The organism is Rhizobium sp. YTUHZ044 (assembly GCF_051123975.1).
Classification (GTDB): Bacteria; Pseudomonadota; Alphaproteobacteria; order Rhizobiales; family Rhizobiaceae; genus Rhizobium.
Window position 1 is genome coordinate 1,447,515 of record NZ_CP101426.1, and the last position, 24,480, is coordinate 1,471,994.

General features: G+C 60.8%; 25 protein-coding genes. 24 read left to right on the forward strand and 1 reads right to left on the reverse strand.

The window, feature by feature from the left end; genetic code table 11:
- Positions 1 to 36 precede the first annotated feature (36 nt).
- The 24 genes from NL154_RS07130 to NL154_RS07245 all read left to right on the forward strand — a co-directional run bounded on the left by NL154_RS07130 (position 37) and on the right by NL154_RS07245 (position 23,917).
- Positions 37 to 402: an NADH-quinone oxidoreductase subunit A gene (locus NL154_RS07130; protein WP_010055493.1), complete on the forward strand. Its 366-nt coding sequence runs from the start codon at positions 37 to 39 to the stop codon at positions 400 to 402.
- Positions 393 to 977, forward strand: coding sequence for a NuoB/complex I 20 kDa subunit family protein (locus tag NL154_RS07135; protein WP_210628296.1), 585 nt, complete (start codon positions 393 to 395; stop codon positions 975 to 977). Before NL154_RS07130 ends, NL154_RS07135 begins: the two co-directional genes overlap by 10 nt.
- Positions 978 to 995: 18 nt before the next feature.
- Positions 996 to 1,598 (forward strand): NADH-quinone oxidoreductase subunit C, encoded by a 603-nt coding sequence (locus NL154_RS07140; protein ID WP_210628295.1) that lies wholly within the window; start codon positions 996 to 998, stop codon positions 1,596 to 1,598.
- A 46-nt stretch (positions 1,599 to 1,644) separates the two neighbouring features.
- The gene (locus tag NL154_RS07145; protein WP_210628294.1) at positions 1,645 to 2,031 is read left to right on the forward strand and encodes a four helix bundle protein; all 387 of its coding nucleotides are present in this window, start codon (positions 1,645 to 1,647) and stop codon (positions 2,029 to 2,031) included.
- 60 nt (positions 2,032 to 2,091) lie between these two features.
- Positions 2,092 to 3,282, forward strand: coding sequence for an NADH-quinone oxidoreductase subunit D (locus tag NL154_RS07150; protein WP_210628293.1), 1,191 nt, complete (start codon positions 2,092 to 2,094; stop codon positions 3,280 to 3,282).
- Positions 3,282 to 3,554 (forward strand): hypothetical protein, encoded by a 273-nt coding sequence (locus NL154_RS07155; RefSeq protein ID WP_434733844.1) that lies wholly within the window; start codon positions 3,282 to 3,284, stop codon positions 3,552 to 3,554. Before NL154_RS07150 ends, NL154_RS07155 begins: the two co-directional genes overlap by 1 nt.
- A 16-nt stretch (positions 3,555 to 3,570) precedes the next feature.
- On the forward strand, positions 3,571 to 4,734 hold the full coding sequence (locus NL154_RS07160) for an NADH-quinone oxidoreductase subunit E (protein WP_434733845.1): 1,164 nt from the start codon (positions 3,571 to 3,573) through the stop codon (positions 4,732 to 4,734).
- A 10-nt stretch (positions 4,735 to 4,744) separates the two neighbouring features.
- On the forward strand, positions 4,745 to 6,049 hold the full coding sequence (gene nuoF / locus NL154_RS07165; RefSeq protein WP_003558451.1) for an NADH-quinone oxidoreductase subunit NuoF: 1,305 nt from the start codon (positions 4,745 to 4,747) through the stop codon (positions 6,047 to 6,049).
- 2 nt (positions 6,050 to 6,051) lie between these two features.
- Entirely contained in the window at positions 6,052 to 6,735 is a 684-nt protein-coding gene (locus tag NL154_RS07170; protein ID WP_434733846.1) for a 5' DNA nuclease, read from the forward strand.
- A 222-nt stretch (positions 6,736 to 6,957) separates the two neighbouring features.
- Positions 6,958 to 9,039, forward strand: coding sequence for an NADH-quinone oxidoreductase subunit NuoG (gene nuoG, locus NL154_RS07175; protein ID WP_210628288.1), 2,082 nt, complete (start codon positions 6,958 to 6,960; stop codon positions 9,037 to 9,039).
- A gap of 12 nt (positions 9,040 to 9,051) precedes the next feature.
- Positions 9,052 to 10,095, forward strand: coding sequence for an NADH-quinone oxidoreductase subunit NuoH (gene nuoH, locus NL154_RS07180; protein ID WP_210628287.1), 1,044 nt, complete (start codon positions 9,052 to 9,054; stop codon positions 10,093 to 10,095).
- A 40-nt stretch (positions 10,096 to 10,135) separates the two neighbouring features.
- The gene (gene nuoI, locus NL154_RS07185; RefSeq protein ID WP_004680064.1) at positions 10,136 to 10,627 is read left to right on the forward strand and encodes an NADH-quinone oxidoreductase subunit NuoI; all 492 of its coding nucleotides are present in this window, start codon (positions 10,136 to 10,138) and stop codon (positions 10,625 to 10,627) included.
- A gap of 141 nt (positions 10,628 to 10,768) precedes the next feature.
- Positions 10,769 to 11,383: an NADH-quinone oxidoreductase subunit J gene (locus NL154_RS07190; protein ID WP_184452956.1), complete on the forward strand. Its 615-nt coding sequence runs from the start codon at positions 10,769 to 10,771 to the stop codon at positions 11,381 to 11,383.
- A 23-nt stretch (positions 11,384 to 11,406) separates the two neighbouring features.
- Positions 11,407 to 11,715, forward strand: coding sequence for an NADH-quinone oxidoreductase subunit NuoK (nuoK, locus tag NL154_RS07195; protein WP_003587269.1), 309 nt, complete (start codon positions 11,407 to 11,409; stop codon positions 11,713 to 11,715).
- 7 nt (positions 11,716 to 11,722) lie between these two features.
- Complete coding sequence (gene nuoL / locus NL154_RS07200) at positions 11,723 to 13,723, forward strand: NADH-quinone oxidoreductase subunit L (protein WP_210628285.1); 2,001 nt, start codon at positions 11,723 to 11,725, stop codon at positions 13,721 to 13,723.
- Positions 13,723 to 15,234 (forward strand): NADH-quinone oxidoreductase subunit M, encoded by a 1,512-nt coding sequence (locus NL154_RS07205; RefSeq protein WP_210628284.1) that lies wholly within the window; start codon positions 13,723 to 13,725, stop codon positions 15,232 to 15,234. The genes nuoL and NL154_RS07205 overlap by 1 nt, the downstream gene beginning before the upstream one ends.
- 18 nt (positions 15,235 to 15,252) lie before the next feature.
- On the forward strand, positions 15,253 to 16,698 hold the full coding sequence (gene nuoN, locus NL154_RS07210) for an NADH-quinone oxidoreductase subunit NuoN (RefSeq protein ID WP_434733847.1): 1,446 nt from the start codon (positions 15,253 to 15,255) through the stop codon (positions 16,696 to 16,698).
- Positions 16,698 to 17,462 carry a biotin--[acetyl-CoA-carboxylase] ligase gene (locus tag NL154_RS07215; RefSeq protein WP_434733848.1) on the forward strand — a complete coding sequence of 255 codons (765 nt, stop codon included), beginning with the start codon at positions 16,698 to 16,700 and terminating at the stop codon, positions 17,460 to 17,462. The genes nuoN and NL154_RS07215 overlap by 1 nt, the downstream gene beginning before the upstream one ends.
- A gap of 17 nt (positions 17,463 to 17,479) precedes the next feature.
- Positions 17,480 to 19,150 carry a ribonuclease J gene (locus tag NL154_RS07220; protein ID WP_221147470.1) on the forward strand — a complete coding sequence of 557 codons (1,671 nt, stop codon included), beginning with the start codon at positions 17,480 to 17,482 and terminating at the stop codon, positions 19,148 to 19,150.
- Between the two features lie 2 nt (positions 19,151 to 19,152).
- The gene (gene mce, locus NL154_RS07225; protein WP_210628280.1) at positions 19,153 to 19,557 is read left to right on the forward strand and encodes a methylmalonyl-CoA epimerase; all 405 of its coding nucleotides are present in this window, start codon (positions 19,153 to 19,155) and stop codon (positions 19,555 to 19,557) included.
- Between the two features lie 163 nt (positions 19,558 to 19,720).
- Positions 19,721 to 19,996 (forward strand): DUF1467 family protein, encoded by a 276-nt coding sequence (locus tag NL154_RS07230; protein ID WP_210628279.1) that lies wholly within the window; start codon positions 19,721 to 19,723, stop codon positions 19,994 to 19,996.
- Between the two features lie 580 nt (positions 19,997 to 20,576).
- Positions 20,577 to 21,899 (forward strand): proline--tRNA ligase, encoded by a 1,323-nt coding sequence (proS, locus tag NL154_RS07235; RefSeq protein WP_210628278.1) that lies wholly within the window; start codon positions 20,577 to 20,579, stop codon positions 21,897 to 21,899.
- Positions 21,900 to 21,914: 15 nt separating this feature from the next.
- Positions 21,915 to 23,219, forward strand: a complete 1,305-nt coding sequence (locus NL154_RS07240) for a lipoprotein-releasing ABC transporter permease subunit (RefSeq protein ID WP_210628277.1) — start codon at positions 21,915 to 21,917, stop codon at positions 23,217 to 23,219.
- Between the two features lie 14 nt (positions 23,220 to 23,233).
- Positions 23,234 to 23,917 carry an ABC transporter ATP-binding protein gene (locus NL154_RS07245; RefSeq protein WP_210628276.1) on the forward strand — a complete coding sequence of 228 codons (684 nt, stop codon included), beginning with the start codon at positions 23,234 to 23,236 and terminating at the stop codon, positions 23,915 to 23,917.
- Positions 23,918 to 23,922: 5 nt separating this feature from the next.
- On the opposite strand, the gene NL154_RS07250 is transcribed toward NL154_RS07245, so the two are convergent.
- Positions 23,923 to 24,387, reverse strand: a complete 465-nt coding sequence (locus NL154_RS07250) for a DUF5680 domain-containing protein (protein ID WP_210628275.1) — start codon at positions 24,385 to 24,387, stop codon at positions 23,923 to 23,925.
- Between the last annotated feature and the right edge of the window lie 93 nt (positions 24,388 to 24,480).

Consider the following 24,480-nt stretch of genomic DNA (forward strand, 5'->3'; position numbering starts at 1 on the left):
GCCGTCTGGCGCCTCCGACAAGCAAGGATGAACATGATGACTGAACTGCTCAGTTCCTATATTCCGATCGCTATCTTCATCGCCATTGCGCTCGTTATCGGCCTGGCGCTGCTCATTGCGCCGTTCGCCGTGGCTTTCAAAGCGCCAGATTCGGAAAAGCTCTCGGCTTACGAATGCGGTTTCAACGCCTTTGACGACGCCCGCATGAAGTTCGACATCCGCTTCTATCTCGTGTCGATCCTCTTCATCATCTTCGACCTCGAGGTCGCCTTCCTCTTCCCCTGGGCCGTTTCTTTCGGCGCCATCGGCTGGTTCGGCTTCTGGTCCATGATGGTCTTCCTCCTCGTGCTGACCATCGGCTTTATCTATGAATGGAAAAAGGGAGCCCTGGAATGGGAGTGACCCCTGTGAGCAACCAGTCGCTCGTCGCGCCGCAGCCGAAGGGGATCATCGATCCGTCGACCGGCAAGCCGATCGGGAGCAACGACGCATTTTTTGGCGAGATCAACAACGAACTCGCCGACAAGGGTTTCCTCGTCACTTCGACGGACGAACTGATCAACTGGGCCCGTACCGGCTCGCTGATGTGGATGACCTTTGGTCTTGCCTGCTGCGCCGTCGAAATGATGCAGCTCTCCATGCCGCGTTATGACGTCGAGCGCTTTGGTTTTGCGCCGCGCGCTTCGCCGCGCCAGTCCGACGTGATGATCGTCGCCGGCACGTTGACCAACAAGATGGCGCCGGCGCTCCGCAAGGTCTACGACCAGATGCCCGAGCCACGCTACGTCATCTCGATGGGCTCCTGCGCCAATGGCGGCGGCTACTATCACTATTCCTATTCCGTGGTGCGCGGCTGCGACCGCGTCGTGCCGATCGACATCTACGTGCCGGGCTGTCCCCCCACGGCCGAAGCGCTGCTCTACGGCGTGCTTCTGCTGCAGAAGAAGATCCGGCGCACCGGCACGATCGAACGCTAAGGGTTAAGGACAAGGCATATGAGTGAAGCCCTGACTGAGCTTGCCTCCTATCTTGGCGAAGCGCGCGGCAACCTGATCGCCGCATCGCAGTTGAAGTATGGCGAGCTGACGCTGACGGCGACGGGTGAAAACCTGATCGCGCTCCTGACCTTTCTGCGTGACGACGCCAAATGCGGATTCGTCAACCTGATCGATATTTGCGGCGTCGACTGGCCGCAGCGCGAGCTGCGCTTCGACGTCGTCTATCATCTGCTGTCGCCGAAGAAGAACCTGCGCATCCGCGTCAAGGTCGCGACCGACGAGGATACGCCGGTCCCATCGGCCTGTGCGGTTCATCCCGGCGCCGATTGGTTCGAACGCGAAACCTGGGATATGTACGGCGTCCTGTTCACCGGCCATCCGGATCTGCGCCGCATCCTGACTGATTACGGTTTCGAAGGGCATCCTTTGCGCAAGGACTTTCCGACGACCGGTTTCGTCGAAGTTCGCTACGATGACGCAGCGAAGCGCGTCGTCTATGAGCCGGTGGAACTGAAACAGGAATTCCGCAACTTCGACTTCATGTCGCCATGGGAAGGCACCGAATACGTGCTGCCGGGTGATGAGAAGGCGAAACAGTAGTTCTAGGCAGAAGCCAATAGGCAGTAGGCAATAGTGATAAGGGAGAATGGCAACGGCGATTAATTCCTATCAGGATCTTCCGGTGTGGCAGCGCTCCATGGATCTTGCGGTTGAATGTTACGGCCTGACCAAGGGATTTCCCAAAGAGGAAGTTTATGGCCTTACCTCCCAGGTAAGACGTTCGGCAGCGTCCATCGCGGCAAACATAGCGGAAGGTTACGGGCGCGAGGCAACGGGTGCATATGTTCACCATTTGAAAATCGCCCAAGGATCCCTGAAGGAATTGGAGACGCATCTGATACTCTCGGCGCGAGTAGGAATAGCCACGGTCTCGCAGACCCAGTCGGCGCTTTCCTTGATTGCGGAGATAGGGAAGATGCTGCGGTCGCTTATTCGCCGCCTGCAAGATGGACAGAACGAACGTGAGAACTAACCACTACACTATTGCCTATTGCCCACTGGCTAATGCCTGCAATAGCGGAGCGCCTAGCAAATGACCGAACATAACGTCCGCAACTTCAACATCAATTTCGGACCGCAGCATCCGGCGGCGCACGGCGTTCTTCGTCTTGTCCTGGAGCTTGACGGCGAAATTGTGGAGCGGGTCGATCCGCATATCGGCCTGCTGCATCGCGGCACCGAGAAGCTGATCGAGACCAAGACCTATCTGCAGGCGGTGCCCTATTTCGATCGCCTCGACTATGTCGCGCCGATGAACCAGGAGCATGCCTATGCCATGGCCGTCGAAAAGCTGCTCGGCATCGAGATCCCGATCCGCGGCCAGCTGATCCGCGTTCTCTATTCGGAAATCGGCCGCATCCTCTCGCATCTTCTGAACGTCACGACGCAGGCGATGGACGTCGGCGCGTTGACGCCGCCGCTCTGGGGCTTTGAAGAGCGTGAAAAGCTGATGGTGTTCTATGAACGGGCCAGCGGCTCGCGCATGCACGCTGCCTATTTCCGTCCGGGCGGCGTCCACCAGGATCTGCCGGAAAAGCTCGTGCAGGACATCGGCGACTGGTGCGATCCGTTCCTCAAGGCGCTCGATGACATCGACGATCTTTTGACCGGCAACCGCATCTTCAAGCAGCGCAACGTCGATATCGGCGTCGTCTCGTTGGAAGATTGCTGGGCCTGGGGCTTCTCCGGCGTCATGGTGCGCGGTTCGGGTGCTGCCTGGGATCTGCGTCGCGCCCAGCCTTACGAATGTTATTCCGATCTCGAATTCGACATCCCGATCGGCAAGAACGGCGACAATTATGACCGCTACCTCATCCGCATGATCGAGATGCGCCAATCGGTCCGCATCATGAAGCAGTGCGTCAATCGCCTCCTCTCGGATGCGAAGACCGGTCCTTTCTCGTCGATCGACGGCAAGGTCGTTCCGCCGAAGCGCGGCGAGATGAAGCGTTCGATGGAAGCGCTGATCCACCACTTCAAGCTCTATACCGAAGGCTATCATGTGCCGGCCGGTGAAGTTTACGCCGCGGTCGAAGCGCCGAAGGGCGAGTTCGGCGTCTATCTCGTCTCCGACGGCTCGAACAAGCCGTATCGCTGCAAGATCCGCGCTCCGGGTTACGCCCACCTGCAGGCGATGGACTTCATGTGTCGCGGCCACCAGCTTGCCGACGTCGCTGCTGTCCTTGGCTCGCTCGATATCGTCTTCGGCGAGGTGGACCGCTGATGCAGCTTCTGCCGCTGGCCGTCGCAATTCTTCTCTCGGCGTCCGGGGTTTCGGCTCAGGAGGCTCACACCCTCGGCACGCCGCTGGGTCATAAGGAAGTGACGCCGCCGGGGCAGCAATCGTCCATGGGCGAGCTTTTGTCCAAGGGCTATCAGATCAAGGCCGCCATCCCGAATGGCAGCAAATTCGTCGTATTTATGCAGAAAGACCAGTCGGCCTATGCCTGCGAAATGCAGTCTTTGACCGCTTCGCGGTGTGGAACCCTAAACTGACAAGGCGTGAGGAAGAATGTCCGTTCGTCGATTAGCCGAAGATCAATTTCAGCCTGCCGCATTCGCTTTCAGCGATGAAAATGCGGTCTGGGCGGACAAGACGATCCAGAAATACCCCGCCGGCCGCCAGCAGTCGGCGGTCATTCCGCTGCTGATGCGAGCGCAGGAACAGGACGGCTGGGTCACGCGCGCGGCGATCGAAAAGATCGCCAACATGCTTGACATGGCTTATATCAGAGTGCTCGAGGTCGCGACCTTCTATACGCAGTTCCAGCTGCATCCTGTCGGCACGCGCGCCCATGTCCAGGTCTGCGGCACCACGCCCTGCATGCTGCGCGGCTCGGAAGCGCTGATGTCGGTCTGCAAGAGCAAGATCCATTCCCACCCATTCGAGCGCAATGCCGAAGGCACGCTCTCCTGGGAAGAGGTCGAATGTCTTGGCGCCTGCGTCAACGCCCCGATGGTGATGATCGGCAAGGACACGTACGAAGACCTGACGCCGGAGCGCCTCGAGGAGATCATCGAAACCTTTGCTGCCGGCAATGGCGCGAGCATCAAGCCGGGCACTCAGATCGATCGGATATTCTCAGCACCGGAAGGCGGCCCGACCTCGCTGACGACCGAAGAGCCGAAGGCAAGGACACGCGCCAAGAAGAGCGAGGCCGAAACCGTGTCGGCACCGGTCGACGCTGCGCCGGTCCCGCCCTCCGAGGCCGGCCGCCCGAAGAGCACTGATGCCGAGACCAATGCGGTCTTGAAGACACCGGCGACGGCGCCGAAGGCTGCTGCGAAAAACGCCAGGGCAGCCGAGGAGCAGCCGGTTTCCGGCACGGCGCCTGCCGAGGCGACGCCTGCTGCGGCCAAGGCCGAAACCGCTCCGGCGGCCAAGCCCAGCCTGACCGACAAGAACCGTCCGGCCGGCATCGAAAAGCCCGCCGCTCCTGATGACCTGAAGATGATCTCCGGCGTCGGTCCGAAGATAGAGGCGACATTGAATGAAATCGGCATCTTCACCTTCGCGCAGGTCGCAGGCTGGAAGAAGGCCGAACGCGAATGGGTCGATAGTTACCTGAACTTCCGCGGCCGCATCGAGCGCGACGACTGGGTCAAGCAGGCCAAGGCGCTCGCCAAGGGCGGCGAAGCGGAATATATCAAGGTCTTCGGCAAGAAGCCGCGGTAAGAGGTGAAGCATGTTACAAGATAAAGACCGCATCTTTACCAATATCTACGGCCTCAAGGACAAGTCCCTGAAGGGCGCGATGAGCCGCGGCCACTGGGACGGCACCAAGCAGATCCTCGAAAAGGGCCGCGACTGGATTATCAACGAGATGAAGGCCTCCGGCCTTCGCGGTCGCGGCGGTGCCGGTTTCCCGACAGGCCTCAAATGGTCCTTCATGCCGAAGGAAAGCGACGGCCGCCCGCATTACCTCGTCGTCAATGCCGACGAATCGGAGCCCGGCACCTGCAAAGACCGCGACATCATGCGCCACGATCCGCATACACTGATCGAAGGGTGCGTCGTCGCAAGCTTCGCCATGGGCGCCAATGCCGCCTACATCTACGTGCGCGGTGAATACATCCGCGAGCGCGAAGCGCTGCAGGCGGCGATCGACGAGTGCTATGACTACGGCCTGCTTGGCAAGAACAACAAGCTCGGCTGGGACATGGACATCTTCGTCCATCACGGCGCCGGCGCCTATATCTGCGGCGAGGAAACCGCGCTGCTTGAAAGCCTGGAAGGCAAGAAGGGCCAGCCGCGCCTGAAGCCGCCTTTCCCAGCCAACATGGGCCTCTACGGCTGCCCGACGACCGTCAACAACGTCGAATCGATCGCGGTCGCGCCGACGATTCTGCGCCGCGGCGCTGGCTGGTTCTCGGCCATCGGTCGTCCGAACAATGTCGGCACCAAGCTGTTCATGCTCTCCGGCCACGTCAACAAGCCGTGCACCGTTGAAGAGGAAATGGGCATCACCTTCCGCGAACTGGTCGACCGCCACGCCGGCGGCATCCGCGGTGGCTGGGACAATCTGCTCGCCGTCATTCCGGGCGGTGCATCCTGCCCGATCGTTCCGGCCAAGGACATCATCGATTGCCCGATGGATTTTGACGGTCTGCGCGGCGTCGGTTCCTCCTTCGGCACGGCCGCCGCGATTGTCATGGACAAGTCCACGGACGTCATCAAGGCGATCGCCCGCATCTCCGCCTTCTTCAAGCATGAGAGCTGCGGCCAGTGCACGCCCTGCCGGGAAGGCACGGGCTGGATGTGGCGCGTGATGGAGCGCATGGCCAAGGGCAACGCCCAGAAGCGCGAAATCGACATGCTGTTTCAGGTGACCAAGCAGATCGAAGGCCACACCATCTGCGCGCTCGGCGACGCCGCCGCATGGCCGGTGCAGGGTCTGATCCGTAACTTCCGTCCCGAGATCGAAAAGCGCATCGACCAGTATACGGCGAGCGCGCTCGATCACGGCGCGGTTCTGGAGGCGGCTGAATAATCATGACCGACAAGGCATCCAAGAGTGGGAAGAAGGAAGAGACCGCCGATTTCGCGGCCGGCTTCGGCCGTCTTGCCGCCGAGATGCTGGAAAACGCACAGGCAATGCCGGTGCATCCGCTGATGGCACATCCTGCCGCAGCCTTTGCCGCCGCAACGGCTATTGGCTTCGGTTTCTCGACGCAGATGGCGGGAGCCTTTTTCGGGGCCTTCCAGAGTGCTCTGGAAACGACGGGCAAACTCGCCGCCGCCCTCGATGATACGCCGCCCGACGAACCGGCGCCCGCTGTCGATATCCGGTCGGAGAACATCCGCCCGGCCGTCAAGGCGTTCAGCAAGCCCGCGGCCGACAAGCCTGCCGCCGAAAGGAGGGCTGGGCCGAGGCTGAGAGTCGTCAAGCCGGCAAGCGAACCGACTCAGGCAAGCCAGCCGACGCCCAGCGTGAAGGTAAAACCGGCTCAGCGGGCTGCAAAGGCCGACGATCTCAAGCTGATCGCCGGCATCGGTCCGAAGCTGGAGCAGGTGTTGAACACCAAAGGCATTCGCGGCTTCGCCGAGATTGCCGCCTGGACCGACGAGGATATCGCCCGGCTTGACGCCGAGCTCGGCCTTAGCGGCCGCATCGCACGCGACGACTGGATCGGTCAGGCGAAGGTTCTGGCCGGGCGGGGCCGCAGAAGGAAATGAGCTGTCCGGCCGCGCAAACCGGCCGGAAATAGGGCGGATCAGCGAAGGGGCGGAGGGCCCACGCTGCAGATGCCGGTGCGGGTTCCGCGTCTGGAACGCGCGACAGACAATTTGGGCGACATCGGCTGCCAGCAGGACGAAAGATCCGGCTCGGCAAAGAGAATGTTGCAAAACAGGTTTGTTTGCCGTCATCAGGCAAACGGGAAACAGGACTGAGCGACGATGGCAAAACTGAAGATTGACGGCAACGAGATCGAAGTTCCGGATCATTTCACGCTATTGCAGGCGTGTGAGGATGCCGGCGCTGAAGTTCCGCGCTTCTGCTTCCACGAGCGCCTGTCGGTTGCCGGCAACTGCCGCATGTGCCTTGTCGAGGTGAAGGGCGGACCGCCGAAGCCGCAGGCTTCCTGCGCCATGAGCGTGCGCGACATCCGCGGCGGCCCGAATGGCGAACTGCCCGAGGTCTTCACCAACACGCCGATGGTCAAGAAGGCCCGTGAAGGCGTGATGGAGTTCCTGCTGATCAACCATCCGCTCGACTGCCCGATCTGCGACCAGGGCGGCGAATGCGACCTGCAGGATCAGGCGATGGCATTCGGCATCGACACCTCGCGCTACCAGGAAGACAAGCGCGCAGTCGAGGACAAGTATATCGGCCCGCTCGTCAAGACGGTGATGAACCGCTGCATCCATTGCACGCGCTGCGTCCGCTTCACCACCGAGGTTGCCGGCATTTCCGAACTCGGCCTGATCGGTCGCGGCGAGGATGCCGAGATCACCACCTATCTGGAACAGGCGATGACCTCCGAACTGCAGGGCAACGTCGTCGACCTCTGCCCGGTCGGCGCGCTCACCTCCAAGCCCTTCGCCTTCACCGCCCGCCCCTGGGAATTGAACAAGACCGAGTCGATCGACGTCATGGATGCCGTCGGTTCGGCGATCCGCGTCGACACCCGTGGCCGTGAAGTCATGCGCATCCTGCCGCGCGTCAACGAGGTGATCAACGAGGAGTGGATTTCCGACAAGAGCCGCTTCATCTGGGACGGTTTGAAGACGCAGCGCCTCGACCGGCCTTACGTCCGCCGCGACGGCCGCCTGCAGCCGGCCAGCTGGGCCGAGGCCTTCGGCGCCATCAAGGCTGCTGTCAGCGCCACTTCAGGCGAAAAGATCGGCGCGATCGCTGGCGATCTCGCTTCCGTCGAGGAAATGTATGCGCTCTCCGAGCTGGTCAAGGCGCTGGGATCGGCTAATCTCGACTGTCGCCAGGATGGGACGGCACTCGATCCGTCGCTCGGCCGTGCAAGCTACCTCTTCAACCCGACGATTGCGGGCATCGACCAGGCCGACGCGCTGCTGATCATCGGCGCCAATCCGCGTTTCGAGGCGGCTATTCTCAACGCCCGCATCCGCAAGCGCTGGCGTCGCGGCAAGTTCCCGATCGGCGTGATCGGCGAGCCCAGTGAACTGCGTTACAGCTATGACTATCTCGGCGGCGGACCCGACACGCTCAAGGATCTGGTCGATGGCGGCCATGCCTTCGCGAACGTCCTGAAGAACGCCGCCAAGCCGATGATCATCATCGGCCAGGGCGCGCTGTCGCGCAGCGATGGCGCCGGTGTTCTCGCAAGTGCCGCCAAGCTTGCCGGTTCGGTCGGTGCGGTCGTCGAAGGCTGGAACGGCTTCGCCGTCCTCCACACCGCTGCCTCCCGTGTCGGCGGCCTTGATCTCGGCTTCGTGCCGGGTGCTGCGGGCGTCAATGCCGCTGAAATGCTGCAGTCGATGGAGGTGCTCTTCCTGCTCGGCGCCGATGAACTCGACTTCACCGCCAAGAAGGCCAAGCTCACCGTCTATATCGGCTCGCATGGCGATAACGGCGCGCACCATGCCGACGTCATCCTGCCGGCCGCAGCCTATACCGAAAAGTCCGGCACCTGGGTCAACACCGAAGGCCGCGTCCAGATGGGCAATCGCGCAGGCTTTGCGCCGGGCGATGCCCGTGAGGATTGGGCGATCATCCGTGCGCTGTCCGACGTGCTCGGCAAGAAGCTTCCCTTCGATTCACTGAGTGAGTTGCGCGGCCGGCTCTATGCCGCTTTCCCGCATTTCGCCGCCATCGACGAGATCGCCGAAACCGATAGCGCCCAAATTGCCGCAGTCGCGAAAAAAGCCGGCAAGATGAACAAGTCAGGGTTTGCGTCGCCGGTCAAAGACTTCTATTTGACGAACCCGATAGCGCGCGCCTCGGCTGTCATGGCCGAGTGCTCGGCATTGGCCCGCAACAACTTCAAAGTCGCGGCAGAGTAAGGGCAGGAACTCATGGATTCTTTCTTCTCAACCTATGTCTGGCCGGGGATCATCATGATCGGTCAGTCGCTGCTGCTTCTCGTCTGCCTGCTCGTCTTCATCGCTTACGTGCTGCTTGCCGACCGCAAGATTTGGGCGGCCGTGCAGCTGCGCCGCGGCCCGAACGTTGTCGGTCCCTTCGGCCTGTTCCAGTCCTTCGCCGACCTTCTGAAGTTCGTGTTCAAGGAGCCGATCATTCCGGCCGGCGCCAACAAGGCGGTGTTCCTGCTGGCCCCGCTGGTGACCGTGCTGTTGGCGCTGTCCACCTGGGCGGTGGTGCCGCTCGCTGATGGCTGGGTGATCGCCAACATCAATGTCGGCATTCTCTATATCTTCGCGATCTCCTCGCTTGAAGTCTACGGGATCATCATGGGCGGCTGGGCTTCGAATTCGAAGTATCCCTTCCTCGGCGCGCTGCGCTCGGCCGCACAGATGGTGTCCTATGAAGTCTCGATCGGCTTCGTCATCGTCACCGTTCTGCTCTGCGTCGGCTCGCTCAACCTGACCGACATCGTCAATGCGCAGCATACCGGCCTCGGCACCATGCTCGGCCTGCCGGCCTCGTTTCTCGACTGGCACTGGCTGTCGCTGTTCCCGATGTTCATCGTCTTCTTCATCTCGGCGCTCGCCGAGACGAACCGTCCGCCTTTCGACCTTCCGGAAGCCGAATCGGAACTCGTCGCCGGCTTCATGGTCGAGTACGGTTCCTCGCCATACATGATGTTCATGCTCGGCGAATATGCGGCCGTCTGCCTGATGTGCTCGCTGACGACGATCCTCTTCCTCGGCGGCTGGCTGCCTCCTGTCGATATCTGGATTCTCAATTGGGTCCCGGGCATTATCTGGTTCATGCTGAAGGCATGCTTCGTGTTCTTCATGTTCGCGATGGTCAAGGCCTTCGTCCCGCGCTACCGCTACGACCAGCTCATGCGCCTCGGCTGGAAGGTCTTCCTGCCGCTGTCGCTCGCCATGGTCATCATCGTTGCATTCGTGCTGAAACTGATGGGATGGGCGTAATGATCCCAGCTCTCGTTTCCGGCAAAATTGGAGGTTGAAGATGGCAAGCTTGTCCAGCTCCATCAACTCGCTGTTCCTCAAGGAATTCTTCGGCGCGTTCTTTCTGTCGATGCGCTATTTCTTCCGCCAGAAGGCGACCATCAACTATCCCTTCGAAAAGGGTCCGGTCTCCCCGCGCTTCCGCGGCGAGCATGCGCTGCGCCGTTATCCGAACGGCGAGGAACGCTGCATCGCCTGCAAGCTCTGCGAGGCGATCTGTCCAGCCCAGGCGATCACCATCGAGGCCGGTCCGCGCCGCAACGACGGCACGCGCCGCACCGTGCGCTACGACATCGACATGGTGAAGTGCATCTATTGCGGCTTCTGCCAGGAAGCCTGCCCGGTCGACGCGATCGTCGAAGGTCCGAATTTCGAATTTGCGACGGAAACCCGCGAAGAGCTCTATTTCGACAAGGCGCGCCTTCTCGATAACGGGGACCGGTGGGAGCGCGAAATCGCCCGCAACATCGCGATCGACTCGCCGTACCGCTGATTGAGATCTGAAACGCCGCGGTGGAGCTGCTCGCTCCTGTCACGGTCAATATGCACAGGAGCTTTGCCGGCGAGTGCCGCGAAGCTCCATCGGGCAGGGAAAATTCCCGGCTGCCCGGGGGAAGATGAAAAAGGCACCAACATGGGTCTGCAGGCTCTATTTTTCTATCTTTTCGCCTTTGTCGCGGTGGCGTCGGCGTTCATGGTCATCTGGGCGAAGAACCCGGTTCACTCGGTTTTGTTTCTGATCCTGGTGTTCTTCAACGCGGCCGGCCTGTTCCTGCTGCTCGGCGCCGAGTTCCTGGCGATGATCCTGCTCGTCGTCTATGTCGGCGCCGTCGCCGTCCTCTTCCTCTTCGTAGTGATGATGCTCGACATCGACTTCACCGAATTGAGGGCAGGCGTGCTCGAATATGCGCCGATCGGCGGATTGATCGGGATCATCCTGGCGGCCGAACTGATCGTCGTCATCGGCGGCAGCGTCATCTCGCCTGAGATCGCCAAATCAGTCGCCATGCCGATCCCGGCACTGACCGAGCGCACCAATACGGCCGCTCTCGGCGACGTGCTTTACACCAACTACGTCTATTTCTTCCAGATTGCCGGCCTGGTGCTGCTGGTCGCCATGATCGGCGCGATCGTGCTGACGCTGAGGCATCGCACCAACATCAAGCGGCAGAATATTTCCAGGCAGGTTGCCCGCACGCCCGCCACCGCCGTCGAGGTGGTTACGGTCAAGCCGGGGCAGGGCGTCTAAAGGCAGGTCAAGGAACAAAGAACATGGTCATCGGTCTTTCCCACTACCTGACGGTCAGCGCCATCCTCTTCACGCTCGGCGTCTTCGGCATCTTCCTGAACCGGAAGAACGTCATCGTCATCCTGATGTCGGTCGAACTGATCCTGCTTGCCGTCAACATCAACATGGTCGCCTTCTCTTCCTTCCTGAACGACATTGTCGGCCAGGTCTTCGCGCTGTTCATTCTGACGGTCGCGGCTGCCGAAGCGGCGATCGGTCTTGCAATTCTCGTTGTCTTCTACCGCAACCGCGGCTCGATCGCGGTCGAAGACGTCAATATGATGAAGGGCTGAGTGGCTCATGTTCCTCTATAAGGCTATTGTCTTTCTTCCCTTGATCGGCGCGATCGTCGCCGGCCTTTTCGGCCGCGCCATCGGCGCCAAGGCCTCGGAATATGTAACCAGCGGCCTGATGATCATCGCCGGCATCCTGTCGTGGATCGTCTTCTTCAACGTTGGCATGGGCCATCTTGAAGGCGGGCCGATCAAGGTCGAGGTGCTGCGCTGGATCCAGTCCGGCGGCGTCGACGTCTCCTGGTCGCTGCGCGTGGATACGCTGACCTCAGTCATGCTGATCGTCGTCAACACGGTCTCGACCTTGGTGCATATCTATTCGATCGGCTACATGCATACCGATCCGCATCGCCCGCGCTTCTTTGCCTATCTCTCGCTCTTCACCTTCGCCATGCTGATGCTGGTGACGGCCGACAACCTGGCGCAGATGTTCTTCGGCTGGGAAGGCGTCGGTCTCGCCTCCTATCTTCTGATCGGCTTCTGGTTCAAGAAGCCGTCGGCGACGGCCGCGGCGATGAAGGCTTTCATCGTCAACCGCGTCGGCGACTTCGGTTTCGTGCTGGGCATTGCCGGTGTCTTCGTGCTGTTTGGTTCGATTAACCTCGATACGATCTTCGCCAATGCATCGAATTTCGCCCCGCATGAAGGCGGCGGTGAGGCGAGCGAAGTGATCCTCAACCTCTTCGGCATGCAGCTCGACAAGGCGCACGCGCTGACCGGCATCTGCCTGCTGCTGTTCATGGGCGCAATGGGCAAGTCGGCGCAGTTCCTGCTGCACACCTGGCTCCCGGACGCGATGGAAGGCCCGACCCCGGTCTCGGCCCTCATCCATGCCGCGACCATGGTCACCGCCGGCGTCTTCCTCGTCGCCCGCATGTCGCCGCTGTTCGAACTGTCGCCGGATGCGCTCACGGTCGTCACCGTGATCGGCGCGATCACCGCCTTCTTCGCGGCAACCGTCGGCCTGGTGCAGAACGACATTAAGCGCGTCATCGCCTATTCCACCTGCTCGCAGCTCGGCTACATGTTCGTGGCGCTCGGGGTAGGGGCTTACGGCGCGGCGATTTTCCATCTCTTCACGCATGCCTTCTTCAAGGCGCTGCTCTTCCTCTGTGCCGGCTCGGTCATCCACGCCGTCGACGGCGAGCAGGACATGCGCCACATGGGCGGCCTGTATCCGCACATCAAAGTTACCGCCGGCCTCATGATCATCGGCACGCTGGCGATCACCGGCGTCGGCATTCCCTTCACGCCGTTCGGCCTTGCCGGCTTCTTCTCCAAGGACGTGATCATCGAGGCGACCTACGCATCGCATTCGCCGGTCTCGGGCTTCGCCTTCTCGCTGCTGGTCATTGCGGCTCTATTTACCAGCTTCTACTCCTGGCGCCTGATCTTCATGACCTTCTTCGGCAAGCCGCGCGCTTCGCATGAGGTCATGCACCACGTCCACGAGTCGCCCCAGGTCATGCTGGTGCCGCTCTATATCCTTGCGCTCGGCGCCATATTTGCGGGCGTGATCTTCGAAGGCCGGTTCTACGGCGAGGAATATGCCGAGTTCTGGAAGGGCGCGCTCTTTACCGGTGCCGAAAACGAACTCCTCGAACAGTTCCATCATGTACCCACGCTTGTCGGCTTAAGCCCCTTCATCGCTATGGTGCTGGGTTTCGTCATTGCCTGGTACATGTATATCCGCTCGCCGCAGACGCCGCGCGTCCTCGCCAAGCAGCACCGGGTGCTCTACCATTTCCTGCTCAACAAGTGGTATTTCGACGAACTCTACGACTTCCTGTTCGTCCGCACGGCAAGGGCGCTCGGCCGCTTCCTGTGGAAGAAGGGTGACGTCGGCGTCATCGATACCTACGGGCCGAACGGTGTCGCCGCCCGCGTCGTCGCCGTCACCGATCGCGTGGTCCGCCTGCAGACCGGTTACCTCTATCACTATGCCTTCGCCATGCTGCTCGGCATTGCGGCGCTCGTTACCTGGATGATGCTCGGGAGTTCCTTCTGATGACCGATTGGCCTATTCTTTCAACGGTCACCTTCCTGCCGCTCGCCGGCGTGGTGCTCCTGCTCTTGATGAATGGCGACAGCGAAAGCGGCCGGAGAAACGTGCTGGGGATATCGCTGATCACCACCGTCTTCACCTTCATCGTCTCGCTCGTCATCTGGATCGGCTTCGACAATGCCAATCCAGGCTTTCAGATGGTCGAGAAGCATGACTGGCTCGGCACCGGCATTGGCTACCACGTCGGCGTCGACGGCATCTCTATGCTGTTCGTCATCCTGACGACCTTCCTCATGCCCTTCTGCGTGCTGGCGAGCTGGCTCTCGATCGAGAGGCGCCTGAAGGAATACATGATCGCCTTCCTCATCCTCGAAACGATGATGGTCGGCGTTTTCGTCTCGCTCGATATCGTGCTCTTCTACGTCTTCTTCGAGGCGGGCCTCATCCCGATGTTCCTGATCATCGGAGTCTGGGGCGGCAAGGATCGCGTCTATGCGAGCTACAAGTTCTTCCTCTATACGCTGCTCGGCTCGGTGCTGATGCTGCTCGCCATCATGGCGATGTACTGGCAGGCCGGCACGACCGACATCACCGCGCTGCTCGCCTACAAGTTCCCGCCGGCGCTGCAGACCTGGCTCTGGCTTGCCTTCTTTGCCTCTTTCGCAGTGAAGATGCCGATGTGGCCCGTTCATACCTGGCTTCCGGATGCGCACGTTCAGGCGCCGACGGCAGGCTCGGTGATCCTTGCCGGCGTGCTCCTGAAGCTCGGCGGCTACGGTCTCATCCGCTTCTCGCTCGGCATGTTCCCGGTCGCGTCCGATTATTTTGCGCCGCTCGTCTTCGCCATGTCGGTCATCGCCATCATCTACACCTCGCTGGTAGCGATGATGCAGGACGACATGAAGAAACTGATCGCCTATTCCTCCGTGGCGCATATGGGCTACGTGACCATGGGCATCTTCGCCGCCAACATGCAGGGTGTTCAGGGGTCGATCTTCCAGATGCTGTCGCACGGCATCGTCTCCGGCGCGCTCTTCCTCTGCGTCGGCGTCGTCTACGACCGTACTCATACCCGCGAGATCAACGCCTATGGCGGCCTCGTCAACAACATGCCGAAATATGCCGTGGCGATGATGGTCTTCACCATGGCCAATGTCGGGCTTCCCGGCACGTCTGGCTTCATCGGCGAATTCCTGACGCTGATCGGCGTCTTCCGGGTCAACACCTGGGTCGCGCTCTTTGCCGCCACCGGCGTCATTCTCTCGGCCGCCTATGCGCTCTGGCTCTATCGCCGGGTAATTTTCGGCGCGCTGGAGAAGGAAAAGCTGAAGGCGCTGCTCGATCTTTCCAGACGCGAACAGCTGATCCTTTATCCGCTGGTCGCGCTGACCATCTTCTTCGGCGTTTATCCGGCTCCGGTCTTCGATGCGACGGCCGCCTCGGTGGATCTGCTGGTCAACAACTACACGGCCGCCGTGCACGCAGCGCAGAACGTTGCGCTGTCTATGAAATGATGACGGGACTTATCGGACATGACCGCTGAAACAATTCTCCTCAGTCTGCATCTTTCCGCGCCGGAGCTCATCCTCGCGGTCGGCGCCCTGGTCCTGTTGATGGTCGGCGTCTTCTCAGGCGAGCGGTCGGGCCTTGTCGTCACCGGCCTCGCCATCGTGCTGCTGCTCGCATCCGGTCTGTGGCTGCTCTTCGTGCCGGCGGAAGGCCTCGCCTTCGGCGGCGTCTACATGGCCGACGGCTTCTCGCGCTTCATGAAGCTGGTGGCGCTCCTCGGTTCGCTGGTCGCTCTGTTCATGACGATGGGGCATGCCCGCGAAAATCAGCTCGACAAGTTCGAGTTCCCGGTTCTCCTGCTGCTGGCGACTCTCGGCATCCTGCTGATGATCTCGGCCAACGACCTGATCTCGCTCTATCTTGCGCTGGAACTGCAGTCGCTGGCGCTTTATGTCGTCGCCGCGATCAACCGCGACAGCCTGAAGTCGACCGAGGCCGGTCTCAAATATTTCGTGCTCGGCGCACTGTCATCCGGCATGCTGCTCTACGGCATGTCGCTGGTCTATGGCTTCACCGGTCACACCCATTTCGCCGAAATTGCCCAGGCGCTGTCCGTCGAGGGCGCACGGTCGCTCGGCCTCATCTTCGGCCTGGTCTTCATCCTCGCCGGCATCGCCTTCAAGATCTCGGCCGTTCCGTTCCACATGTGGACGCCGGATGTTTATGAAGGCGCGCCGACGCCGGTCACCGCCTTCCTTGCCGCAGCCCCCAAGGTTGCCGCCATGGCGATGATGACACGCATGGTCATCACCGCCTTCCAGCCGGTTCTGGCCGACTGGCAGCAGGTCGTCGTCTTCATCTCGATCGCCTCGATGCTGCTCGGCTCCTTTGCCGCGATCGGTCAGAAGAACATCAAGCGGCTGATGGCCTATTCTTCGATCGGCCACATGGGTTATGCGTTGGTCGGCCTAGCTGCCGGCAATCAGACCGGTGTTTCCGGCGTCATGCTTTACATGGTCATTTACATGATCATGACGCTCGGCACCTTTGCAATCATCATGTCGATGCGCCGCAAGGACGGCACCGTCGTCGAAAACGTCGACGATCTCGCCGGCCTCTCCACGACAAACCCGTTCATGGCCGTCGTGCTGACGGCGCTGATGTTCTCGCTCGCCGGCATCCCGCCGCTGGCAGGCTTCTTCGCCAAGTACTTCGTTTTCGTCGCCGCCATCGAAGCCAAGCTTTATGCGCTCGCCATCATCGGCGTTCTCGCCTCGGTCGTCGGCGCCTATTATTATCTGCGCGTCATCAAGCTGATGTGGTTCGATGAAGCGACCGGCGAATTCGCCCGTGTCTCCGGCGCCCTGCGGCTGGTCTTCGGTGTCTCCGGTCTCTTCGTCACCGCTTATGTCCTCATCGGCGGCCCGATCGGCGGCGCGGCAGAGCTTGCCGCCGCGACGCTCTTCTGATGGCCTCCGACGGACGGCGCCGGATATCGCTCGGCGATATCAGGCATGAGGCTCTGTCGGAAACATCGTCCACCAACAGCGAATGCCTCGCCCGAGCCCGGGCGGGGGATCCCGGCAATCTCTGGGTGACGGCCGAGAGGCAGACGGGCGGCCGCGGCCGTCGCGGCAGGCTCTGGGTTTCCGAACGCGGCAATCTCTACGCCTCTCTTCTGCTGATCGACCCGGCGCCGATTGAGCGCCTCGGCTCGCTGCCGCTGGCAATCGCCGTTGCCGTTCACCAGGCGATCCGCCGGGTGCTGCCGCTGGGCGCCGAGCCGCTCGAGGTCAAATGGCCGAACGATGTCCTCATCGGCAGAAAGAAGACCTGCGGCATCCTGATCGAAGGCGAAAGGCTGCCGGACGGCCGCTATGCGCTGATCGTCGGCATCGGCATCAATGTCTCGGTCATGCCGGACAATCCGCTCTATCCCGTCACCTGCCTGCGCGAGCATGCGAGCGCGGCGTCGCCGGAGGAGCTCTTCGCCCATCTCTTCGCGGCGACGGCGGATGTGCTCGAAATATGGGATCAGGGCCGCGGCATTGCCGAGATCACCGCGCGCTGGCGCGCCATCGCCTGCGGCGTCGGGGAAAATATCACGGTCAATTTACCGGACCGGTCGATTTCCGGACAATTCGCCGGGATTGATGATAATGGCTTGTTGATGCTCGATACCGGCGCTGGCACGGTCATGTCTATTGCCGCGGGTGATGTGTTTTTTGGATAGCGGAAAAAACGAAAATTATGGCGAAACAGGACGAATTGGTATTCCTGCCTCTGGGTGGCGTCGGCGAGATCGGGATGAATCTTGCCCTTTACGGCTACGGCCCGCCCGAGCATCGCCAGTGGATCATGGTTGACTGCGGCGTCACTTTCCCCGGACCCGACCTGCCGGGCGTCGATCTCGTTCTGCCCGATATCCGCTTCCTCGCCAGCGAGCGCAAGAACCTCAAAGCGATTATCATTACCCATGCCCATGAAGACCATTACGGGGCGCTTGCCGACCTCTGGCCGGGCCTAAATGTTCCGGTTTTCGCCTCGGCCTTTACATCGGGTCTGCTCGAAGCCAAACGCAACTTCGAGAAGGCAACGATCGGCGAAGTGCCGGTGACGCCGTTCAAGGCAGGCGACACGATCAATGTCGGCCCCTTCAGCATCGAAGGTGTGGCCGTCAATCACTCGATTCCCGAGCCGATGTCGCTGATGATCCGCACGCCGGCCGGCAACGTTATCCACACCGGCGACTGGAAGATCGACCACGAGCCTTCGCTCGGGCCGCTGACCGATGAGACGCGCTTCCGCCAGCTTGGCGACGAGGGCGTGCTGGCGCTGATGTGCGATTCCACCAACGCCCTGCGCGACGGTGTTTCGCCCTCCGAGAAAGATGTGTCGGAAAGCCTGCGCAAGATCATCGAGGATGCCGAGGGCCGGGTGGCGATCACCACCTTCTCGTCGAATGTCGGGCGTATTCGCACCGTAGCCGAGGCTGCCGAGGCGGCCGGCCGCGAAGTGCTGCTGCTCGGCAGTTCGCTGAAGCGCGTCGTCGATGTCGCTAGTGATATCGGCCTGATGGAAGGGGTCAAACCTTTCATTTCCGAGGAGGAGTACGGTTACATTCCGCGCGACAAGGTCGTCGTCATCCTGACTGGCAGCCAGGGTGAGGCGCGGGCCGCCCTTGCCAAGCTCTCCCGCGACGAGATGCGCAACGTGGCCTTTGCGGCAGGCGATATCGTCGTCTTTTCCTCGCGCGCCATTCCCGGCAACGAGAAGGCGATCCAGGATATCAAGAACGGCCTTGTCGAGCAGGGCGTACATATCATCACCGATACCGAGGCGCTCGTCCACGTCTCCGGCCATCCGCGCCGCAACGAGTTGCAGAGGATGTATGAGTGGACCCGGCCGAAAATCGTCGTGCCGGTGCATGGCGAGGCGACGCATCTGACGGCGCATAAGGAGCTTGCCGAGCAATCCGGCATTGCGATCGTCCCGCGGGTGCGCAACGGGGATATCCTGCGGCTGGCGCCAGGTCCGGTCGAGGTGATCGGCGAAGCGCCGCATGGCCGGATCTACAAGGACGGCCTGCTGATCGGCGATTTCGATGAAATGGGTATCGGCGAGCGCAAGAAACTCTCCTATGTCGGCCATGTCGCGGTAAACGTCTTGCTCGACGCGCGGTATGACATTCTCGGCGATCCCGATCTCGTCTCGATCGGCCTGCCGGTTTATGATGACGAAGGCGAGGAGATGGAAGATACGCTCTACGATGCGGCGATCAGCGCCATCGAAAGCATTCCGCGCGCCCGCCGCAAGGATATCGACATGCTGCAGGAGGCCGTGCGGCGTGCCATCCGCGCAGCTGCAAATCACGCCTGGGGTAAAAAGCCCCTTGTCACCGCCTTCATCACCAAGGTCTGACCATGCTCGGCCGAGTGAACCATATCGCCATAGCCGTTCGCGACCTCGCAGCGGCGACGGCCGCTTATCGCGACACGCTGGGGGCCGCCGTATCGCAGCCGCAGCCTCTGCCGGAACACGGGGTCACCGTCGTCTTCGTCGAATTGCCGAACACCAAGGTCGAATTGCTGCAGCCGCTCGGGCAAGACTCGCCGATCGCAACTTTCCTCGAAAAGAACCCGTCCGGCGGCATGCATCATATCTGTTACGAGGTGGACGATATCATCCTCGCCCGTGACCGACTGGTCGTCGCCGGCGCGCGGGTGCTTGGCGACGGCCAGCCGAAGACCGGCGCGCATGGCAAGCCGGTGCTCTTTCTGCACCCCAAGGATTTCTTCGGCACGCTGATCGAACTCGAACAGGCCTAAAGCAAATACAATCGGACTCGTTTTCGCTGCGGCAGAGTGACCCGAAGACGGCGAAATGTTGCGTTCGCTTTGAGTTGGACGCTATTCCGCCGTATAAGTGCGCCAGCTCCAAGCGGCACCGCGCTTCACGCGTTCTGTCGGCAAGACACCACCGGGAAAGATAATGCTCCAGACCTTCCTTCAGGGATTCGCCGTCTATTTCATCATCTGGTGGATGACGCTGTTCGCCGTTCTGCCGATCGGCCTGCGCACCCAGGCGGAAGACGACGATGTCGTGCTCGGCACCGTGCCAAGTGCGCCCACCCGCTTTCGCGCCGCCTTCGTCTTTTCGCTGACGACGCTGATCTCGGCGCTGATCTATGGCATCTGGTATGTCTGCGACACTTATTTCGGCTGGGGATTTGACGCCCTTCCACAACTCGGGCCTAGCTTCTATTGAAATAGCTTTTGCTCAAACTTTGAGCATATGCAAATCTTATCATGGAAGTCCAGTGGCGTCATGCTGGCGCGTCAGAGCGCTCGCCTAACGGAATGAGGGGCTCACCTTACGGAAGCCGTCTGGAGTTTGAAGGGGAGGAGAGGGTGAAAAACCAAAAAAAAAACAAGGCTAAAAGCCTTGTTTTAAGTATCGCGTGATCTGTAACCGTTGCCGGGGCTGCGACGAGCGCGCCTAAGATCTGATCCTCCCAAGACTTGACCGCGAAATGGCAAGAATTAACTTCCTTGCCTGTTTTGTGAGCTAAAACTAGCCCAAACATTGGGCTTTGTCATTAGCTTTTTTTGCATTTTTGCTACACGCCAGCAAAATTTTTCTGTTGACAAGATTTTCGTTCAAGTCCTTATAAACACGCACTTTTTCACGCCCTTTCATTTTGCGGGTGCGAACAAGCGTGTCCCGGAGGCGCCCGACAGCAGTTGCGGGTTTCCTTCCCGCTGCGAAGCGGCTATGAACGCTCCCACATTCACAACGTATCTTCGATTCCGCTCGCCAGCGGGATCTCAACTGCTCCGGAATCGCCATGCGTCTGTCTCGCTACTTCATGCCCATCCTTAAGGAAAACCCCAAGGAGGCGGAAATCGTCTCCCATCGGTTGATGCTGCGCGCCGGCATGATCCGCCAGCAGTCTCAGGGCATCTATTCCTGGTTGCCGCTCGGCAAGCGTGTGCTAGACAAGGTCAACGCCATTATCCGGGAGGAGCAGAACCGCGCCGGAGCTATCGAGCTTTCGATGCCGACCCTGCAATCGGCCGAGCTCTGGCAGGAAAGCGGCCGTTATGATGCCTATGGCAAGGAGATGCTGCGTATCAAGGACCGCCAGGACCGGCCGATGCTCTACGGCCCCACCAACGAGGAGATGGTGACGGATATTTTCCGCTCCTCCGTCAAATCCTACAAGGACCTGCCGCTCAATCTCTATCACATCCAGCTGAAGTTCCGTGACGAGATCCGGCCTCGCTTCGGCACCATGCGCTCGCGCGAATTCATGATGAAGGACGCTTATTCCTTCGATTTGACGCGCGAAGGGGCGGAGCATTCCTATAATAAGATGTTCGCCGCCTATCTCAGAACATTCGATCGGCTTGGCCTTCGCGCCATCCCGATGCGCGCGGATACCGGCCCGATCGGCGGCAATCTCAGCCATGAATTCATCATCCTCGCCGATACCGGGGAATCCGAGGTCTTCTGCCATAAGGACTTCGTCGGTTTCGATATTCCCGGCGAAAACACCGATTTCGACAGCGTCGAAGGCCTGAAGGCGATCTTCGACAAGTGGACCTCGCTCTATGCGGCCACCTCGGAAATGCACGACGAGGCTGCCTTCAACGCCGTTCCCGAAGCCGAGCGCCTTTCCGCTCGCGGCATCGAGGTTGGCCATATCTTTTACTTTGGCACGAAATATTCCGAGCCCATGGGCGCGAAAGTGCAAGGACCGGATGGCAAGGAACATTTCGTCCACATGGGTTCCTACGGTATCGGTCCGACACGCCTTGTTCCCGCCATCATCGAAGCATCGCATGATGAGAACGGAATCATCTGGCCGGCATCGGTCGCACCCTTCGATGTCGTCGTCATCAACATGAAGGTGGGCGATGAGGCCTGCGACGATACTTGCGAGCTGATCTACGCCGCGCTGAAAAAGGCCGGCAAGGATGTGCTCTATGACGATACCGACGACCGGGCCGGCACGAAATTCGCGACGGCCGACCTGATCGGCGTACCTGTCCAGATCATCGCCGGGCCGCGTGCGGTCGCGAACGGCGAGGTCGAAGTGAAGGACCGCAAGACCGGCGCCCGTGAAACGATGACCATCGAAGCGGCGATCAACAGGTTCGTGGCTTAAGGAAACGGAGGCGAAATGGCAGAGGCAGCAGTGGACCGGAGTTCAAAATCCGGCTTGGGTCCGGCTGGCAAGCCATTTTCCACCTTTGAGCGCCTCGTGGCGTGGCGTTATCTGCGCGCCCGCCGCAAGGAGGCCTTCATCTCGGTCATCGCCGGCTTTTCCTTCGTCGGCATCATGCTCGGCGTTGCGACGCTGATCATCGTCATGGCCGTCATGAACGGCTTTCGCACCGAACTCGTCTCGCGCATCCTCGGCATCAACGGTCATATGATCGTGCAGCCGGTCGACGGACCTTTCACTGATTATGCGGATCTCGCCAGCAGGCTCGCCGCCGTGCCCGGCGTCAAGATGGCGCTGCCGCTGGTCGAAGGCCAGGTGCTCGCCTCCGCCCAGGCTGGCGGCAGCACCGGTGCGCTGGTGCGCGGTGTCCGCGCGGAAGATCTGACCAAACTCAAAGCGGTTTCTGAGCATATTAACCCGGGCGACATGGTGGGTTTTGCTTCCGGCCAAGGCGTGTTGATCGGCACCCGCATGGCCGACCAGCTCGGCCTGCGCGTCGGCGACCTGATTACGCTGACGTCACCGGATGGTGACATTACGCCGATGGGCGTCAGCCCGCGCGTCAAGTCCTACAAGATCTCCGGGCTGTTCGAGATCGGCATGTCCGAATATGATTCCTCGATCATCTTCATGCCGCTCGAGGAGGCGCAGCTTTATTTCAATGCCGAGGGGCTGGTGCAGTCGATCGAGCTTTTCGTCGATCACCCCGACGATATCGATGCTCTGAAGCCCAAAGTGGAGGAAGCGGCAGGCCGTCAGATCAACCTCACTGACTGGCGCCAGCGCAACCAGACCTTCTTTTCGGCGCTGCAAGTCGAGCGCAACGTCATGTTCATGATCCTGACGCTGATCGTGCTGGTGGCGGCGCTGAACATCATCTCCGGCCTCATCATGCTGGTGAAGGACAAAGGCAGCGATATCGCCATCCTGCGCACCATGGGCGCCAGCGCCGGCGCCATCATGCGCATCTTCTTCATGACCGGGGCGGCGATCGGCATCGTCGGTACTCTTGCCGGTGTGCTGCTCGGCGTTCTCGTCTGCGTCAATATCGAATCCATCCGCCAGTTCTTCTCCTGGATATCCGGCACCGTGATTTTCAATCCCCAGGTCTATTTCCTCAGCCAGCTGCCGGCCGAGATGGATATCAGCGAAACGATCTCGGTGGTCGTCATGGCGCTCAGCCTCTCCTTCATCGCCACCATCTTCCCGGCATGGCGCGCCTCCAGGCTCGATCCGGTGCAGGCCCTGCGCTACGAATAAGGAATGCCGCATTCATGAACCGCAACGTCGTCCTCAAGCTTACCGGCGTCGAGCGCCATTACGGGCAGGGTGATACGCTGCTCACGATCTTGAAGGGAGCAGATTTCTCGCTGTCGAAAGGGGAGATCGTCGCCCTCGTCGCCCCCTCCGGCACGGGCAAGTCGACGCTGCTGCATGTGGCAGGCCTGCTCGAGCATCCGGATGGCGGCGAAGTCACCATCAACGGCCATGCCTGTGACGGTCTTTCCGACGAGAAGCGCACGGCGATCCGCCGCCGCGAGATCGGCTTCGTCTACCAGTTCCACCATCTCCTGCCGGAATTTTCGGCGCTTGAGAACATCATGATGCCGCAGCTGATCGCCGGTCTGTCCTGGAAGGAAGCCCAGGAGCGAGCCGGTCAGCTCCTCGACTATATGCGCATCGGCCATCGCGGTTCGCATCGCCCGGCCGAGCTTTCAGGAGGCGAACAGCAGCGTGTCGCGATCGCCCGCGCCGTCGCCAATGCGCCGACGCTGCTTCTTGCCGACGAGCCGACCGGCAATCTGGATCCGGAAACGGCAAGCTACGTCTTCGATGCGCTGGAGGCGCTGGTGCGCCAATCTGGCCTTGCTGCCCTCATCGCCACTCACAATCACGAACTCGCCGGCCGCATGGATCGGCGCGTCACGATCTCCGATGGCAAGGTCGTCGACTTCTAGCTCGACTACGGGACGACCAGCCCGCCGCGGTAATCGAGCACATAAGCCTTCCGCCCGGCGACCATGATGCATTCATGGCCACTGAATCGCTCGCAGCCGCCTTCGCTGCGGTCGACATAGCGGCCGAACGGATGATCGAATTCCATTCCGCCGAGAAAGCGGCCCTCCCGATACATTGCCGACAGCGCCGCCTTGATCACGGTCCCGGCGGCTCTGCCGTCGATGAGATCGGACGCGACGACGCAGCCGAAATAATTCATCGCCCAGACGGGTTCGCCGGTAAACCAAACCACTTCCTGTCCGGCGAAATCGGTGCCGCCGAAATAGCTGTCCAGATAACGCCAGTCGCCGCTGAAGTAGCCGATATCATGGGCACCCGGCCGGCAGGGCGGGCGAGGCACACCGCCGCCGACATAGGTCGCGGCTTTCGCCTCTACGATGAAGTCGTTCAGCACCGCGGTGTCGAGCATGATCATCTTCCTCCCTGTCTCATCTGATACGGAAATAGCAGAAGACAGAGAACATAAGAAGTACAAAAGGCGCCGAGCATTGCTCGATCGCCT